The sequence below is a fragment of the Clostridioides sp. ES-S-0005-03 genome, from assembly GCF_020658455.1.
Lineage (GTDB): Bacteria > Bacillota > Clostridia > Peptostreptococcales > Peptostreptococcaceae > Clostridioides.
On the sequence record NZ_JACVWI010000001.1, the window covers coordinates 1882415 to 1900378 of the forward strand.

The following is a 17964-nucleotide window of genomic DNA, read 5'->3' on the forward strand; positions in this document are numbered from 1 at the left end:
TTTATTTAGTTGATGTATTAAAAATAAATGTTAGTATAATTTATTACTATTAGATATCATAACTTTTAAGGTACATAAAAAGTTCTATTTAATAAAATTAAATAATATTAAAAAATAAAAGCGATACATGACCTTTTAAAAAGTCTATGTATCGCTTTGTTGTTATCACAATCTCAACAAAAATTTTAAAATTTATTATTTTAATTATAATCTTTCAATATATAGACTCACATAGACAACTTTAATTCTGTCATATAAATCTTTATTTGAATATTATTATATGTAATGTACTTAGTTTTTAAATGAATGTATAGGAGCTGGAATTCTTCCTCCTCTTTGAGTAAACAGTTCAGATGAATTTTTATTTATAGGCATTACTGGTGCTCGTCCTAAAAGACCTCCAAACTCGACCATATCACCTACATCACATCCTGGTGCTGGTATAATTCTAACTGCTGTAGTCTTATTATTAATCATACCTATTGCTGCTTCATCAGCTATCATAGCTCCAAGTGTACCTGCTGTAGTATCTCCTGGCACAGCTATCATATCAAGACCTACAGAACAAATTGCAGTCATAGCTTCAAGTTTATCTATACTTAAAGCACCCTTAATAACAGCATCAATCATACCTGCATCTTCAGATACTGGTATAAACGCTCCACTGAGTCCTCCAACATGTGAACATGCCATAACTCCACCCTTTTTAACTGCATCATTTAAAAGAGCTAGTGCTGCTGTAGTACCATGAGTACCAACAACTTCAAGTCCCATCTCTTCTAATATATTTGCTACTGAATCTCCAATTGCAGGTGTAGGGGCTAATGATAGGTCTATTATTCCAAATGGAACATCTAGTCTACTAGAAGCTTCTTTCGCTACAAGTTGTCCAACTCTTGTAATTTTAAACGCTGTCTTTTTAACAGTTTCTGCAACAACATCAAATGGCTCTCCTTTTACCTTTTCTAAAGCTCTCTTAACAACACCAGGACCACTTACACCAACATTGATAATTCTATCTGCTTCACCAACACCATGGAATGCTCCTGCCATAAATGGGTTATCTTCTACTGCATTACAAAATACTACTAGTTTTGCACAACCAAATCCTTTTGCATCTTTTGTCATTTCTGCAGTTTCTTTTATAATTTCTCCCATTTCTTTTACTGCATCCATATTTATACCACATCGTGTAGAACCTACATTTACTGAAGCACATACCTTATTAGTACTTGCCAAAGCTCTTGGAATTGATTTAATTAATATCTTATCACCTTTTGTATATCCCTTTTGAACCAATGCTGAGAATCCACCAATAAAGTCTATTCCTAAATCCTCTGCTGCTTTATCTAATGTCTGTGCGAATTTCACATAATCTTCTTCATCTGTTGCACCTGCAATAATGGATATTGGAGTTACTGATACTCTTTTATTTACAATTGGAATACCAAATTCACGTTCTATATCCTTACCAACTTTTACTAAGTCTTTAGCAGAATTCATAATTTTATTATATATTTTTTCTCTCGCTTTATCTCCATCAGGGTCTATACAATCTAGTAATGAAATCCCCATAGTTATAGTTCTTATATCTAACTGTTCTTCATCTATCATCTTGATTGTTTCAAGTATATTTCCTACATTCACTGTTATCACCTCCCCTTACTATTTACTACAGATTATGCATTGAATTAAAGATTTCTTCTCTTTGAATTTTTACATCTACTGATAATTTCTTTCCTCTTTCAATTAAATCTTCAACCGTTTGCTCAAAAGAATTTAATGCTTTTTCTAAATCAACTACCATAATCATTGTAAAATATTCTTGAAGTATTTTTTGTGAAATATCTACTATATTAATATTTTGCTTGTATAGCTCATCACTAATTCCTGCTACTATACCTGGTTTATCCTTTCCAATCACTGTTAAAATTGCTCTCATAATAATATCCTCCCTTATTTTTTTATAAATCTTACATTTTTACAAATTGAACTAGTTGCTAACATATATTTCATTTATTTGTTGGTAAATCACTTTTTATGTATATATTTAATATATTTTAATACCTATATATTCATTTGTCAATTTTTTTTCAATATTCTATTATTTTTATACTATTTAACCAAACTGTATATTATATATCATTTTATTAATAGTTATATATAGTTTTCATAATAATGAAAGGCATTACTTAGTAGCTTTATAATTTACTAAATAATACCTTTTTAAAAATTATTTTTTTATTTGTATGAATTCTATTACATTTTTTCTTACACTTGGATTTACAGCTAATATAGAAACAATCATAGTTGGAGTTAATATACAAAGTAAAAAGAAAATCTCTCTATTTAAATTATATTTTTTAAATATAGATTTAAGATTCTCATTGTCATTTGCTATTTCATCATAATTATTTACTCCTGATTTTTCATTGTTTATTTCTTTATTTCCGTTTACAAAAGCCTCTCCATAAGAGAAATATTGATTATTATTGCTAAATACTGATTTCTGTTTTAAATTATAATTGCTATCATCTTCTATCATTAAATTTTTACTATTAAATTTATTTTTATACTCATAATCATTTTCTTTATCAGCATTTATATCAGTATTTTCTTTATTATTTTGATGATTTTTATTATCGACACCACCAGCACTTGGTCCTATGTTATCTTCTGAATCATTTGGTTTTCCTCCATTAGAATCATTATTTTCATTACTACCATTGTCAGTATTTTCTTTATTTTCATTATTATCTTCTTCTTTATTTTTATTGTTATTACCCTCATTTTCACTACTGCCATCTCTATCTGGGTCATCTCTACCACCACCTCCACGATCACCTCCATCTATAATAACGTCTCGGTCATCTTCTGGTGTCATCTGACCATTGCCTCCACCCATCACAAATCCTGGTTTTAAAAATATATTTGAATATCCGTCCCTTAATCCACCTTCTACATTTACTCTAAAACATCTCAATTTAAAATCTTCAAAATCAAGTATAGTTTGGTTACTAATATAATTTAATTCTTTGCTTACCCAATTTATACCATCATCAGAATATTCTACAAATACCTTCTTGGCATTATATGGCATACTGTAATCTAAAATAGCTGAATAACCCTTTTTTGAGTTTATAAAAGATACTTCTAAATCGTTTATAGGTCCTTTATTTGTAACATGAACATATAAAATAGGCGCAACATTATGATTTAGCACTATATTATTTTCATTTAGATATTCTTCTTTAAATTTTCCTTTTATCACGAACTCTGCATTTTTATTTAAATCAGTATAGTAATTTGATAAATCCCAGTCCACATCTAACCTTTTAAACTTTCCACTAGAAGTTTTTAAAGTTACAGTTTGAGGAAATTTTAAATCTTCTATTTTATCTTCTTTTGTTATCATTATTTCCTCTTCAAAGACTCCAATACCTCTGCAATTACACCTTATAATATTATAATCATCATCTTGAGGTATATCTGGCATTATTGTATTTTGCTCTCCTATAATATAGACATTCTTGATCTCTGATACAATTGACCGTCCTTTTTTATTGTTACTTCTTAACCCTAAACTTTGCTGTTTATTATCATCATTGACAATTACTGAAGTATCCTCTATTTCGACTTCTCCCTTAGAATAAATTCCTATAGCATTTTCTCCATCAACTTCAATCGTTTTACAGTCTACTCTAACATTATTTTCCGAATAAATTCCTATAGCGTTTTCTCCACTTGCTTTTATGTTTCCAACCTCACCATAATATGTATCTATAATTAAATCAGCTTCTTCTTCTGCATACAAAGCAGTTCCATTTAAAGCAGTTATATTATCTATCCCTATCCTTAGCTTTCCTCCTCGTTCTACATGAATTACACCGTCTGTTTCACCTTCTCCAATTATATTTAATTCATTCCCATTGATAAAAAAGTTCCCTTTATCTTTTATGAGTATTTTATACTTATTGGTATCTATTGTAATCTTAGTTCCATATGGAATACTAAGTTCAAAATAACCATCTATTACCATATCACAAGAAAGAGTGTAAACTATTTTTTTATTATTATATTCATTTTTCAAAATCCAACTTTTAAAATCATTCAGACAATTATTTTCTTGGGAAAAACTCTTATTTGGGAAAAGTGCAAAAATCATAATTAACAAATTTATAAGAATAAAAGCTTTGTTTGTTTTGCTCATATTTTTCTCCTACTAATTCTCTTATCAAATAAAATTGAGTTATTTTAAACAATTTTACTTATTTTACTATTTAAATTTTATAAATTTATTTATATACTTTATGATACCAGGATTTACTGCTATTATTGAACATAGCATGATTAAAACTACAATTCCAATTCCAATGATGATTCCACTATTAAAATTTTGAGTTTTATTCTGTGATTGAGAAGGAGAGTCTAATTTATCATTAAACTTACCTACTTCAGAAGTATCTTCTCGATTTAAGGCATTATCGTCATTAAATGTATTTTGAGGAGATTTATAATTTTCATTATGACTTTCTGTTAATATTTCCTTTAAACTACTTTCAATTTTATTTTTCATGATTAAATCATTACTCTTAAAGTTTTTGTCTTGATTATTAATGTTTTTGTTTGTTTCATTCTCTGTCTTAATATCTTTTTCATCTGACTTATCATTTTTTTCATCTTGCTGAAGTTTATTGTCTTTTTCTTCATCATTAGATTCTGTATCTTTATTAGAATCTTCAGGTCTTTGCTTATCAATAGCTTCATTCTCATTATTGTCATTTGTATCTCCAATAATCTCAGAATCTTCTCTATCTGGGTCATCTCTACCGCCACCACCACGGTCTCCATCAATATCATCATTTTCCCGTTCATCATCTGGTGTCTCTTGGCTATCGCCACCTCCCGTTATAAATCCTGGTTTAAAAACTATATTTGAATACCCTTCTTTTAATCCTCCTTCCACTCTTACTCTAAAACAACGCAGCTTAAAATCTTCAAAGAAAAGTATAGCTTGGTCTCTAATATCCTCCTGTTCTTCAGATATCCAATTTATTCCGTCACTTGAATATTCAACAAAAACTTTACTTGCACTATATGGCATGTCATAATACAAAGCAGCTACATATCCATTTCTTGTATTTTGAAATTCCAATTCCAAATTATCTATTGGTTTTTTCTCTATAACAGATATATTCAAAATAGGAACAACATCATCATTTATTATAATTTTTTCTTTATTTAATGTTTCTGTTTTAAACTTTCCTGTTATACTAAAATTTTCTTCTTTTTTTAGCTTTTTATAATAATCAGTAAAATCCCATTCTACATCTATATCTATTTGATTACTACTAGATGTTTCTAATACCATATCTTTGGGAAATTTTATATTTTCTATTTTATCATCTTTACTTACTTTTATTTCTTCACTAAATACATTAATTCCCCTATGACAACATTTTACAATATTATATCCAGAATCTTCAGATATGGCTGGTATAAACTCATTATAACTATCAATTATATAAATATTTTTACTTTTTGATACAATTGATTTAACAGTTTTATCTGAACTTCTTAATAATCTAGTTTTGTTGTCATTATCATAAGCTCTTACTGATGTGCTTTCCAACTCAATATCACCTTTACAATATACTCCTACAGCATTTTTCCCTCTTACCTCTATATCCTTATATGGCACTCTAATGTCATTTTCAGAATAAATTCCTATAGCATTATTTCCATTTGCCCTTATATTTCCAATACTTTCATAGTATGAACTAAATCTTAAATAACCTCCTTCTTCAATATATAAGGCAGTTCCGTTGGTAGCAATTATATTATCTATACCTATATTTAATCTCCCTCCTTTTTCTACATGTATTACTCCATCTTCTCCACCCTCTCCTACTATATTCAATTCATTTTCTTGAATTATAAAATTCCCTTGGTCTTTTATTAAAATTTTATATTTATTAGTATCTATTGTGAGTTTAGCTTCATCTGGAGTGAAAAACCTATATTCTTCATCTATCACCATATCACAAGAAAGAGTGTAGACCATCTCTCCAGTATTGTTTTTATTTTCTTGATACCATATTTTAAAATCTTCAAGGCAATTATCCTCTTGTCCAAAGACTTTATGTGGAAAACTTATAAAACATAAAAATATTATATTTACAAAAATAAATATCTCATACTTTCTCATACTACACCTCTAGAATTTTTTTAGCTTAAAACAGCCTTGTCTAAAAATATACTTTACTCATTATAATTTTTCCACAATTATCAATTATTGTCAATTTATATAAAAACTTTTATTGATTTTTATAAATAAAAAGCTACTTGTTAAAGTAAACAAATATTTTACTTTAACAAGTAGCTATATTTTTATAACAAAATAGTTATGATATTAGAACTTCCTTCATTTACAATTTTTTGTAGAGTCTTTTGCATCTTGACTCTTATTTCCTCTGGCATAGTATACAATTTACTTTGAAGCTGTTCTTTTACTAAATCATGAAGTGACTTCCCAAACATATTTGATTCCCATAAATCTGCTGGTTGCTCTTCAAATACCTCCATAAGATATTTTATCATCTCCTCACCTTGATTTTGATTTCCAACTATAGGAGAAACTTCTGTAGATATATCTGCTTTTATAATGTGAAGTGATGGTGCGTTAGCTTTTAACTTAATACCATACTGTTTTCCTTGTTTCATTATTTCTGGTTCTTCCAAGCTAAGTTCTTCTAAAGAAGGGGCTACTACTCCATATCCTTTTATCTTAGCATCTATTAAAGCGCTTTCTATCTTATCATACTCATTTTTAACTTTAGATAGTCTAGTTATCAGGCTAAGTAATTGATAATCCCCTTCAATTTTAAATCCACTTTTTTCTTCAAGGACATTATAGAATAAATCTTGCTTTGTTTGTAAGTCAATGTTTATGACACCTTCCCCTAACTCTACATGGTCAACACCTGTATCATCTAAAAAATCTAACTCAGAGAAACCTTGCATAATTCCTTCTATATCTCTTATTTTACCTATATCTATAATGCTCTGTTTTAATGTTGTTATTATACTGCTTTTTATCCAGTGATTTCTCTCAAGACCTTCCACCCATTTAGGTAAGTTTATTCTTATTTCTGTAAGTGGGAAATCATATAGTACAGTTTCCATAACTTCTTCTATATCCTCATCTTCCATTTCAACTATATTCATTGGAAGGACTGGAACCTCATATTTTTCCTCTAATTCATTTCTAAGCAGACTTGTTTCTTCACTTCTAGGACTTAACGTATTTAAAACTACAGCAAATGGTTTTTTAAGATTTTTTAATTCTTGTATAACTCTCTCTTCTGGCTCTACATAGCTTTTTCTATCAATACCAGTAACTGAGCCATCTGTCAAGACAACTATTCCTATTGTAGAATGGTCTTTTATAACTTTTTTAGTCCCTATCTCTGCTGCTTTCTCAAATGTCATAGCTTCTTGTGACCAAGGAGTGGATACTAATCTTTGCTTTCCACCTTCCTCATGACCTAAAGCTCCTTCAACTATGTATCCAACACAATCTACCATTCTCACTTTTAAAGATACTGTGTCTTTTATTTTAATTTCTACACCATCTGCTGGTACAAATTTTGGCTCTACTGTCATTATAGTTTTGCCTGAACCACTTTGAGGTATCTCATCTCTTGTTCTATCTTTTTTGAACTCATTGTCTATATTTGGGATAACCAACTTTTCCATAAACTTTCTTATAAAAGTTGATTTTCCTGTTCTTACAGGCCCCACTACTCCAATATATATATCCCCCTGAGTCCTTTTGGATATATCTTCGTATATGTTATTATTCATATTATTCCTCCTATACATCTAATCTTATTAAATTATATTTAGATTTCGAGGTTAATATTCTTAAAATAGAAAAATAAAGACCAGCAATATTAATTTAGTTTACATATAGAAATTTGCAAATTTCAATGTAAATTAAATTATAATGCTAGCCTAAATAGTAATGTATTATATTAACTAACTTTAGTAGTATTTTCATTTGACTTACTATTCATTTCAATAAGCTCTTTACGTCTTTCTTTAGTCATATTCATCCATATAAATGTAAACACCAATCCAATTATGGCTACTATAGTAAGAACAATGAAGTAGTACTTATATCCAGTTACACCTGGAAATGCATCTAATATCTTTCCTGCTGCTAGAGGACAAAGTACTTCTGGAAGATATCCTAATGTAGCAACTATACCTATAGCAGTTCCTGATATTGATAGTGAATAATTACCTTCTTCAAGTAATGAATAATGTAAACCTTGAATTGCATACATAGATACATATATTGCAACACATCCAATCAATAGTACATAAATCATAGAAGATTTCGTTGGTGTAAAGATTACACCTAAAAGTCCTGCAATCATAAGTATAAATCCATAAGATATAATCTTTGATGAACCAACTTTATCTCCAAGCAATCCAGAAGCAGCTGATGCTACTGGTCTACAGTACTGAGCTAATATTGATATTGCAGATGCAAATACTACAGTAGCTCCAAATGCTTCAGTTGAATACGGCGTAAAATAATAAAATGACATATTAGCTGAATATGAACAAAACATTATTATTGTTATTATCCATGTATGAGGCATTTTTATTACTGTAAAGAAAGCTTCTTTATCAAATTTGGCTGATACCTCTTTTTCATTATCTTTTAACTTAAAAAATACTAATAATCCAACTATTACATTTATAGCTGAATACAGTACTATAATAGCTGTAAGACCAGATTTATCACTTACTTTTGATGAAATATATCCAAATAATATTAAGACTATAGATAAATGAATTGCATTGGTAATTCCACGACCACTTTCCATAAATCCAAAAGCTTTTCCTTGTTCATTTTCAGATGCTAACATCCTGACAGCTTTTACAAGAGCTGGCCAAAAAGTAAGTATTGTTGTTATTCCCCATAAAGCATGGATTAAAAATACAACAATATATGGAGGATAAAGCGTTAATACAAGACCAGATACCCCTGTAATAATTAAAGAACCTGAAAGTAGTTTTCTGGCTGAAATACGGTCTGCTAAGAAACCACCAAAAAGGTATGATACCATTGCAAGTAGACCATAAATGCTTCCTAAACTCCCCATTTGTGTATTTGTAAGATTAAATGCTTGTGCAAAAGTGTCATAGTAATAATTCTTTAAATATGGTAAAGCATATATAAAGGCTCCTGCTACAAAGAGTATTATCAAGACTTTGAAATTTTTCCAAATGCTTGGTTTATTCACTTCAACTGACATATTTCCTCCTTATGTAAATACTCATAAATTTTTATGACAACTAATTATTGATTTTTTAACATTTCAATATATTATAGATTTATTGATATGTTAAGTTAATTTATCCATAATTTTTAGTGAACTAAAGAGATACGCTTTTAGTTCACTAAAATAATTATATTTTTATTTATAGGAATCTCCAGAATTATTAGATACCTTCTTTTCATAGTTCTTCCATATCATTAAACCTGTTATTATAACAAAAAGACCTCCACCTATCATTTCAATCTCATAGACTATATTATCCTTTAAAGTCTCCATAACTGGTGCTGTTGAGAAAAGTATCCCTACTACAGTCACTACAAGTACCATTCTGGCTATATTGATACAAACTGAATCACTTTTTGCAATTGAGTATGGTCTTTCTTCGTTTGGTCTTGTCTTTCTAAGTCTTATATATGACGTAAAAAGTAATACATATGGAAACAAGGCTGTTAATGCTGTCATAGTTACAAGGACATTATATATATTATCTACTGACGGCAGTAAATTTGTTCCTATAAGAAGTAGACTCACTATTATAGCTTGAATTACTACAGCATTTGATGGTATATTGTGTTTATTTGTAACAGTTAATTGCTTAGGAAATACACCTTCTTTTACATTTCCAAAAAGCATCTTTACTGGACCTGCTATATAAAGTATTAGTGCTCCAAGTACTGATAAAGTTATCCCAAATGCTACTACTCTTATAAACCAGCTTCCTATTCCTAAATCTTGTGCAACTTTAGCTAGCGCATCTAGTATTCCTGTCGATGCTGCAATTTCATCTGGAGGAAGTATCATTGTTATTGCTACTGAACCTAGGATATAGATTCCTCCTATTAAAACAGCTACTGTCAATATAGCTTTAGGGAAGTTTTTCTTAGCATTATCCATTTCGGTTATGAAATTAGCAGTTGTTTCAGCTCCTGATAGTGCAAATATTATAGCAGATATAGAAACTAGTGAATTAGCATCTATCTTTGGTATTATATTTTGGATTGTATATACAGATGCTGATGGAGCTTTTTTGAGAATAACTACAGACATAAATGCCATCACTATAAGTAATATAGCAGGAATTGTAGAACCTAATGCTCCTGTATTTGTAAAGAATTTTCCAAATGCCATTCCACGAGTACTTACTAAGGATAACATCCAGAATATTATGAGTGAAAGCACTAAAATAAACATCTTATTGTTTGATAGAGCTGGATTTCCAAGCATATAAGCAATATTTATAGCTAAGAATGTCAAGAATGAGGAATACCAAAATATCTTTGATGTCCAATTTAACCATGACACCATAAATCCCCACTTCTCTCCATAAGCCTGTTTAACCCATTCTCCAAGTCCACCATCTTTTGGATATGTTGCAGCCAACTCTGCACATATAAGTGATGCTGGAACAAAGAATATAAAAGCAAACAATAACCAAACTGGTATCGAACCAAGACCCAACCCAAAACTAGAGGCAGTAGATTTAGCTATCCATCTAATCCCAAATAATGCTGATATATTCATAAATACTAAATCCCAAAATCCAATCTTCTTTTTCACTGTAATTCCTCCAATTTCAAATTTACTTAAATTCATACATATGTACTAATTTAAATATCAAGTATAAGCTCTTCAACACTTCTTGGATAATTAGTTATAATTGTAGCACTATTTTTACCTACTATTGCTGTATCTGAATGTCTAAATCCTCCAATTCCAGGTATATATATTCCTGGTTCCATAGAAAATACCATTCCTTCTTCTAATATTAATTCATTGTCAAATCTTAAATATGGTTCCTCATGTTCTGATAAACCTAAACCATGACCAATTCTGTGATTTGAATATAACTCTAGACCATGCTTTGCAACAACAGCTCTTGCTGCTTCATCCACCATTCTTGCTGGTATACCAGCTTTTATTGTATCTAATCCAGCTTGTTGAGCTTCTACTGCAATCTTAAATACTTCCTTTTGTCTTTCTGTTGGCTTACCTATAATAAAAGTTCTTTCATTTTCTGCTCTATAGTTTTCATACCAAACCTGTCTACTATGTATTACTATATCTCCTCTTTGAAGTATCCTAGTATTGGAGTCTAAATGTGGTTGTGCTGTTCTATCGATGCCTGAACAAGTCCAGTTTGCAAATCCGATATATGTATCAGGATAATTTTCAGATACATATTTTAGTAAAGCATTATCCCCTGCAACGTCAAATTCCAATTCACTCATCCCAACTCTAACATTTTCCAAAGAACCTTTTATTCCTATATCAGATAAGTAACCAGCTATCTTTAAAAATTCTATCTCTCTTGCATCTTTTACATATCTCATTTCAAATATTTTACTTCCAACATCTTTAATAGCAAATGATTTCTCAGTTATATATTCTGAAAAGCTTGCAGATACTATATCTTTTTCTATCCCAACAGTTATTCCTTTAGGATATCTATTTAAAATTATATCTAAGTAATGTTTATGTGATATTCCATGTTCTTTCATCTCTGGTATTTCATAATATACATATACATTATCAACTTTTGCAACTTCTTTAGCATGTAGCTCCTCTAATCCAGGTACTATTAATTCTATTTTATCTTGAGTTACTACTGTTACAATTGGTCTAGAGTAAGTTATTGCTTTAAATCCACTAATATAAAATTGGTTGTCTGGTTCAAATATTAGGGCAATTTCGATGTTTTTTTCATTCATATACTTTCTTAATCTTTCTAGTCTCATATTATTTGACATAGTGCACCTCTTTCTCAATATTTAGATAATTTATTCAACACAACAAAGATAAACATATTATTTTAAAATTATTAACATTTTTATTAATTGTTGTATTCGTATGTAAATTAAATTTATTTGTGATTATTTTATCATAATCATGATTATTTTGTCAATCATGATTTAATTTTAAAATATTTTTTATATTATTATGATTTTAAATTATCTAAAATATAACAAGTATACATTATATTTTGGAATATTATTCTTGATTTATGGTAAATTTAATGATAAAATCACGATTATATAAACTATATTGATTATTTGTAGGTGAATAAAATGACAAATAAAGAGTTACAAAAGAAAAGGATATTGATGTATTTCATAGAAGCTGCTCAAAACATTATGGAAAATGAAGGAATAGAAAATATTACACTTCGTAAGGTTGCAGATATGGCTGGCTATAACAGTTCAACCCTATACAACTACTTTAAAAATTTAGACCATCTAATATCATTTGCATCTATAAAATATTTTAAAGATTATAACTTGAATATTTCGAGGTGTATAGAGAATGTAAATGATGAATATAAGAAATATATAATTATGTGGAAATTATTTTGTAAACATTCTTTTGAAAATGCCCAAGCTTTTTATCAGGTATTTTTTAACTTGTCCAGTGATGAGCTTAGTTATATAACAAAACAATATTATGATATGTTTCCAGAAGATTTAGGTATTCATGACAGTGATATATCTTTAATGATTACAGGAAAAAGTATAAAAGAAAGAAATAAAATACTGTTGAACAATCTTGTAGATACTGGATATATACCAGCTAAAGATTTAGACATAATCAATGATATAATTATTTCTTTTTATCAAAATCTATTATTCTTAAAAAAGAACACAGGAAAAAATTCTAATGATGATGAATTAACTATGAAAATGATTTCTTCTATTGAATACATAATAAAACATGCTAAGTAATATTAAAATAGCCCTCTTTATATAAAGAGGGCTAAAACACGTCTATTATTTTTTTATTTTATTATGCAATAAATTTATATATCATCACCTAAAACTACTTCTTCCATTTCGTGCTTTTTGCTTCTCATCATTAGCTCTATTCCAACTTCTTTAGGATTTGCACCTTTAGTTATCACAGAATATATAGCATTAGTTATTGGCATATCTATATTCAGCTTTTCAGCAACATCATGTGCTACTTCAGTAGCCGTTATTCCTTCTACAACCATCTTTACTTCTTTTAATGTATCTTCTAAGCTCATACCTTGTCCTATAAGTATACCCGCTCTTCTATTTCTACTATGCATGCTTGTACAAGTAACTATTAAATCTCCAATGCCTGAAAGGCCTGCAAATGTAGACATGTTAGCTCCCATAGCAGTACCAAGTCTACTCATTTCACTAATTCCTCTTGTCATAAGAGCTGCTTTTGCATTGTCACCATACCCTAAACCATCACATATACCAGCACCGAAAGCTATAATATTTTTTAATGCTCCTCCAAGTTCAACTCCAACTATATCTGGATTTGTATAAACTCTAAGTTTAGGGCTCATAAATAAATCCTGTATACTCTGTGCTATTTTTAATTCTTTAGAGGCTACTACTACTGTAGTAGGTATATTTCTTGCTACTTCTTCAGCATGAGATGGGCCAGATAGTATTACATATGGATTTTGTGGCAATTCTTCTTCACATACCTGAGACAATCTAAGTCCAGTGCCTTTTTCAAGACCTTTTGCTACATTAACGATAATCTGTCCAGCTTTTACAAAGGGTTTTATTTTTTCACAAGTACTTCTTACTGCTTGAGATGGAACTGCTAAAACTATTACTTTGCAATTTTCTATAGTTTTTTCTATATCAGTACTTATAGTTATATTATGTGGAAATAATACTCCTGGTAAATAGTCTGTATTTTCTTTAGTCCTGTTTATTTTTTTAGCTTGTTCTTCTTTTCGAGTCCACATGCTAACATCATTACCTTTATTTGCAAGGCCTAAAGCTAATGCACTTCCCCAACTTCCAGTACCTAATACACATACTTTCTCCATGTTTAACACCACCTGAGTATAATATATTTACTATTCTTTCTTTTGACCAATTTTTCTTTCTGTCCCATTTAATAATCGCTTTATATTTGCTCTGTGATTATATATTACTGATATGGTTAAAAACAAAGCTACAACTAACCCTGCTTTATTTTTTGCTATAATCATAAATATTGGTGAACAACCTATACCAACAACAGAACCTAATGAGACATATTTTGTTATAATTACCACCAATATAAACACTGCCAAACACATTAATGTTATTGCTGGATTTACAGCAAGCATTGCACCTAGTGAAGTTGCAACACCTTTACCCCCTCTAAATCCTAAAACTGCTGGCCAATTATGACCTGCTACAACACATATAACTGCTAGATATCCAGCTAAAAGAGTATCTATACCAACCAACTTTGCTGCAATTTCCGATATCAAAACAGCAATTACACCTTTAAAAACATCACCTAAAAAAGTCATTGCTCCTGCTCTTTTCCCAAGTGTTCTAAGTACATTTGTCGAGCCTGCATTACCCGAACCTTGAGTCCTTATATCAACCCCAGCAATTCGCTTTGCAACTATATACGAAGTTGATATATTGCCTAATAAGTATGCAATTACAGCAATAATTATATAACTAAATATTTCCACTGAACTTACCCCCTTTAGTTATATTTTAGATATTTACTTTTTATTTTTTTGTCTATACTCAAACTTTATAGAAGTTCCTTCAAATCCAAAGTTTTCTCTTATCTTATTTTCAAGGTATCTTTGATATGAGAAGTGAGTTAAGTTCTTGTCATTTATAAATAAAGTAATTTTAGGAGGTCTAATGTCTGTTTGAGTTCCATAGTAAATTTTTAATCTTCTACCTTTATCAGATGGTGGCTGATTTAACATTACAGCTTCTCCAATTACTTCATTTAATGCTGAAGTTGATATTCTCTTAGAATGCTCATTTGATACATATTCAACTGTGTCTAATATTTTATTCATTCTTTGATTAGTCTTTGCAGAAACAAATACTATTGGAGCATACATCATAAATGGGAATTTTTCTTTTATATCTTTTGTGTAATTACTCATTGTCTTATTATCTTTTTCTATTAAGTCCCATTTATTGACTACAAATATACATCCCTTGCCTTCATCATGTGCTATACCTGCAACTTTTGTATCCTGTTCTGTAACGCCTTCCAAAGCGTCTATAACTATTAACACAACATCTGCTCTATCTACAGCACTCATAGCTCTTATTACGCTGTATTTTTCTATCGTCTCATATATTTTGCTCTTTCTTCTAAGCCCTGCTGTATCTATAAGAAGAAACTTCTGTCCATTTTTTTCAAAATAAGTATCTATTGCATCCCTAGTAGTTCCTGCAATTGGACTTACAATTACTCTTTCTTCTCCTAATATCTTATTAAGTATAGAACTCTTTCCTGCATTTGGCTTACCTGTTATAGCTACTCTTATTATATCTTCTTCATACTCTGTATCTAATCCTGCTGGAAAATTTTGAACTATCTCATCTAATAAGTCTCCAAATCCCATACTATTGGCTCCTGACACTCCAAAAGGAGTTCCAAAACCTAATTCATAAAAATCGTATATATTGTCAAACTGACTTTGACTATCAATTTTATTAACCACTAAAATTACTGGTTTTTTTGTTTTTCTAAGTATCTGAGCAATTTCTTTATCAGCAGCTGTTATTCCAGCCTTGCCATCAACTATAAAAAGTATTACATGTGACATATCCATTGCAAGCATAGCTTGATTTCTCATTTGAGATAATATTATATCTTCGCTATCAGGCTCAATACCTCCTGTATCTACTAATGTAAAATATTTATCTAACCATTCTACTTCTGCAAATATTCTATCTCTTGTAACTCCTGGTGTATCTTCAACTATTGATATCCTTTTTCCTGCAAATTTATTAAATATTGTAGACTTACCAACATTTGGTCTCCCAACTACAGCTACAACTGGCCTACTTATACTCATGTTGTTTCTCCTTCCATCTTTTGTTTTCTATTTTAAAATTTTATCCACAAAATCTTTTCCTTCATTTAAACATGGGATAATTTTTATTTTCATAAGTTCTTCTAACTGATTTAGTTCAATATTATCTAAGAAAATTTCTTCATCTGCTTTTAACATACTTCTTGTTATATAAAGAGCTTCTCCCAATTCCTTATGCTCAAGTTGCTCTTTTAAATCTTTAGCTGTTAAAAGGCCTGATACTGTTATTGTTTCTCCAAAAAACTTGTTTTTTATTTCATAAACATCTATTTGAAGATTTTTAAACTTGTCCATCATAGCATCTGCCATACTTTGTATAAATTCATATGCAGAATGTCCAGTAGCTATTGATACCTTTTTATCTCTTTTGAGAATATTCTCAGACAATGTGTTTAGATACTCTTCAATATCTGTTTTTAACTTACGTATCATACCTACACCATCTTCAAACTGTAAAAATCCTTCATACTCTTCATATCCAGGCAATTCTCTACTAGATAATATATAAAATTCATCTGATAAAAATGCAAATCGAGTTCCTATTTTCTCAAGATATATCTGTTGTATTTCATGTATTTGCTCTATAGTTTTACTTGCACCCTTATTATCAAATATATTTAATTCTACTAAATTTTCTCTATGCTTTGTAATTCCAACTGGAACTATAGCAACACTATTTACATATGGATAAAGTTGAGCTAATTCTTTTATTGTTCTATCCAATTCCTTTCCATCATTTATACCTGGACATAAAACAATTTGACAGTTCATCTCTATATGAGCATCTGCCAATCTCTTCATTATACCATATAATTTTCCTGCAAATTTATTACTTATCATTTTTTGTCTTAATTCTGGATTAGTTGTGTGCACAGATATATTTATAGGACTTATTCTGTATTTAATTATATTATTTATATCTTCTTCGCTCATATTTGTAAGTGTAACAAAATTTCCTTGTAAAAAAGACAATCTTGAGTCATCATCTTTAAAATAAAGTGTTTCTCTCATTCCTTCTGGCAATTGGTCTATAAAACAAAACATACATTTATTTCTACAACTTTTAGCTTGGTCAATTATTGGATTTGTAAATTCAACACCCAAATCTTCATCATAGTCTTTTTCTATCTCATATATGTAGACTTCGCCATCTTTTTTTTGTATCTCTACCTCTAAATACTCATCACTTAGTAAGAATCTATACTCTATTATATCATGTATTGGCTGTTCATTTACAGATATAAGTAAATCTCCTACTTCTATACCTATTTCTTCTGCAATACTATCTTTGTAAACTTTACTTATAATATTATTTATTTTTTTTACATTTACTTCCATTTTTTTCACCACTCTTTTATATTCATCAATATTTATTATAATATATTTTCATATACAGTTTATTACTTTATTATATTTTACAATAGCATTTTTAAACATTTCATGTCATAATAACACATTTTAATTCTAATAGTCAATATAAGTAAATAGCTATAAAAAGATTAAAACAAATAATATTCAAATTTAAATATTTTATAAATTTGAACATTATTTGCTCTTAAAAGTATCTTATCGTTTTAATGCTTTACTATTATTAATGTTCCATTAGTCATATCGTGAACCATTCCACCTACACACTTTGACATGAGCATCGCCTTATTTTGCAAGTCTTTTTCATCATTTGCATAAAATATTGGACAACCTCCACCATTTCTCATATTTTTATCTAGTGTAACTATTGCTAGGGTATATTCATTTAGACCTATATCCATTCCCATT

At 29.3% G+C, this 17964-nt stretch carries 14 protein-coding genes; 1 reads left to right on the forward strand and 13 read right to left on the reverse strand.

Features of this window, described 5'->3' with window-relative positions; translation table 11 throughout:
• Positions 1-291: 291 nt before the first annotated feature.
• The 8 genes from IC218_RS08605 to IC218_RS08640 all read right to left on the reverse strand — a co-directional run bounded on the left by IC218_RS08605 (position 292) and on the right by IC218_RS08640 (position 12103).
• Positions 292-1647, reverse strand: coding sequence for a PFL family protein (locus IC218_RS08605; protein ID WP_227432441.1), 1356 nt, complete (start codon positions 1645-1647; stop codon positions 292-294).
• A 25-nt stretch (positions 1648-1672) separates the two neighbouring features.
• Complete coding sequence (locus IC218_RS08610; RefSeq protein ID WP_227432440.1) at positions 1673-1942, reverse strand: ACT domain-containing protein; 270 nt, start codon at positions 1940-1942, stop codon at positions 1673-1675.
• A 291-nt stretch (positions 1943-2233) separates the two neighbouring features.
• On the reverse strand, positions 2234-4210 hold the full coding sequence (locus tag IC218_RS08615; RefSeq protein WP_227432439.1) for an Ig-like domain-containing protein: 1977 nt from the start codon (positions 4208-4210) through the stop codon (positions 2234-2236).
• Between the two features lie 66 nt (positions 4211-4276).
• A complete protein-coding gene (locus IC218_RS08620) occupies positions 4277-6208 on the reverse strand; it encodes a hypothetical protein (RefSeq protein WP_227432438.1) in 1932 nt (643 codons plus the stop codon).
• A 182-nt stretch (positions 6209-6390) separates the two neighbouring features.
• Positions 6391-7866, reverse strand: coding sequence for a stage IV sporulation protein A (gene spoIVA, locus IC218_RS08625; protein ID WP_227432437.1), 1476 nt, complete (start codon positions 7864-7866; stop codon positions 6391-6393).
• A gap of 170 nt (positions 7867-8036) precedes the next feature.
• The gene (locus IC218_RS08630) at positions 8037-9332 is read right to left on the reverse strand and encodes an MFS transporter (protein WP_227432436.1); all 1296 of its coding nucleotides are present in this window, start codon (positions 9330-9332) and stop codon (positions 8037-8039) included.
• 162 nt (positions 9333-9494) lie between these two features.
• Complete coding sequence (locus tag IC218_RS08635; protein ID WP_255612845.1) at positions 9495-10949, reverse strand: amino acid permease; 1455 nt, start codon at positions 10947-10949, stop codon at positions 9495-9497.
• A gap of 14 nt (positions 10950-10963) precedes the next feature.
• A complete protein-coding gene (locus tag IC218_RS08640; protein WP_227432434.1) occupies positions 10964-12103 on the reverse strand; it encodes a M24 family metallopeptidase in 1140 nt (379 codons plus the stop codon).
• A 318-nt stretch (positions 12104-12421) separates the two neighbouring features.
• Here IC218_RS08640 and IC218_RS08645 point away from each other — a divergent pair, with 318 nt between their 5' ends.
• The gene (locus IC218_RS08645) at positions 12422-13072 is read left to right on the forward strand and encodes a TetR/AcrR family transcriptional regulator (RefSeq protein WP_227482894.1); all 651 of its coding nucleotides are present in this window, start codon (positions 12422-12424) and stop codon (positions 13070-13072) included.
• A 74-nt stretch (positions 13073-13146) separates the two neighbouring features.
• Here IC218_RS08645 and IC218_RS08650 read toward each other — a convergent pair whose 3' ends face one another.
• From IC218_RS08650 to IC218_RS08670, 5 genes are all read right to left on the reverse strand, one after another.
• Complete coding sequence (locus tag IC218_RS08650; RefSeq protein ID WP_227432432.1) at positions 13147-14166, reverse strand: NAD(P)H-dependent glycerol-3-phosphate dehydrogenase; 1020 nt, start codon at positions 14164-14166, stop codon at positions 13147-13149.
• A gap of 30 nt (positions 14167-14196) precedes the next feature.
• Entirely contained in the window at positions 14197-14811 is a 615-nt protein-coding gene (gene plsY / locus IC218_RS08655) for a glycerol-3-phosphate 1-O-acyltransferase PlsY (protein ID WP_227432431.1), read from the reverse strand.
• A gap of 33 nt (positions 14812-14844) precedes the next feature.
• On the reverse strand, positions 14845-16170 hold the full coding sequence (der, locus tag IC218_RS08660; RefSeq protein ID WP_255612844.1) for a ribosome biogenesis GTPase Der: 1326 nt from the start codon (positions 16168-16170) through the stop codon (positions 14845-14847).
• 27 nt (positions 16171-16197) lie between these two features.
• Positions 16198-17526: a DUF512 domain-containing protein gene (locus tag IC218_RS08665; RefSeq protein WP_227482895.1), complete on the reverse strand. Its 1329-nt coding sequence runs from the start codon at positions 17524-17526 to the stop codon at positions 16198-16200.
• A gap of 236 nt (positions 17527-17762) precedes the next feature.
• Positions 17763-17963: a capping complex subunit for YIEGIA gene (locus tag IC218_RS08670; RefSeq protein WP_227432429.1), complete on the reverse strand. Its 201-nt coding sequence runs from the start codon at positions 17961-17963 to the stop codon at positions 17763-17765.
• Position 17964 lies beyond the last annotated feature (1 nt).

Excerpts from the sequence above, each read along its gene's own strand:
- der (WP_255612844.1), bottom strand. The coding sequence starts at position 16,170 with ATGAGTATAAGTAGGCCAGTTGTAGCTGTAGTTGGGAGACCAAATGTT.
- IC218_RS08620 (WP_227432438.1), bottom strand. The coding sequence starts at position 6,208 with ATGAGAAAGTATGAGATATTTATTTTTGTAAATATAATATTTTTATGT.
- IC218_RS08640 (WP_227432434.1), bottom strand. The coding sequence starts at position 12,103 with ATGTCAAATAATATGAGACTAGAAAGATTAAGAAAGTATATGAATGAA.
- IC218_RS08670 (WP_227432429.1), bottom strand. The coding sequence starts at position 17,963 with ATGGGAATGGATATAGGTCTAAATGAATATACCCTAGCAATAGTTACA.
- IC218_RS08615 (WP_227432439.1), bottom strand. The coding sequence starts at position 4,210 with ATGAGCAAAACAAACAAAGCTTTTATTCTTATAAATTTGTTAATTATG.
- spoIVA (WP_227432437.1), bottom strand. The coding sequence starts at position 7,866 with ATGAATAATAACATATACGAAGATATATCCAAAAGGACTCAGGGGGAT.
- IC218_RS08650 (WP_227432432.1), bottom strand. The coding sequence starts at position 14,166 with ATGGAGAAAGTATGTGTATTAGGTACTGGAAGTTGGGGAAGTGCATTA.
- IC218_RS08630 (WP_227432436.1), bottom strand. The coding sequence starts at position 9,332 with ATGTCAGTTGAAGTGAATAAACCAAGCATTTGGAAAAATTTCAAAGTC.
- IC218_RS08645 (WP_227482894.1), top strand. The coding sequence starts at position 12,422 with ATGACAAATAAAGAGTTACAAAAGAAAAGGATATTGATGTATTTCATA.
- IC218_RS08635 (WP_255612845.1), bottom strand. The coding sequence starts at position 10,949 with ATGAATTTAAGTAAATTTGAAATTGGAGGAATTACAGTGAAAAAGAAG.
- IC218_RS08665 (WP_227482895.1), bottom strand. The coding sequence starts at position 17,526 with ATGGAAGTAAATGTAAAAAAAATAAATAATATTATAAGTAAAGTTTAC.
- IC218_RS08610 (WP_227432440.1), bottom strand. The coding sequence starts at position 1,942 with ATGAGAGCAATTTTAACAGTGATTGGAAAGGATAAACCAGGTATAGTA.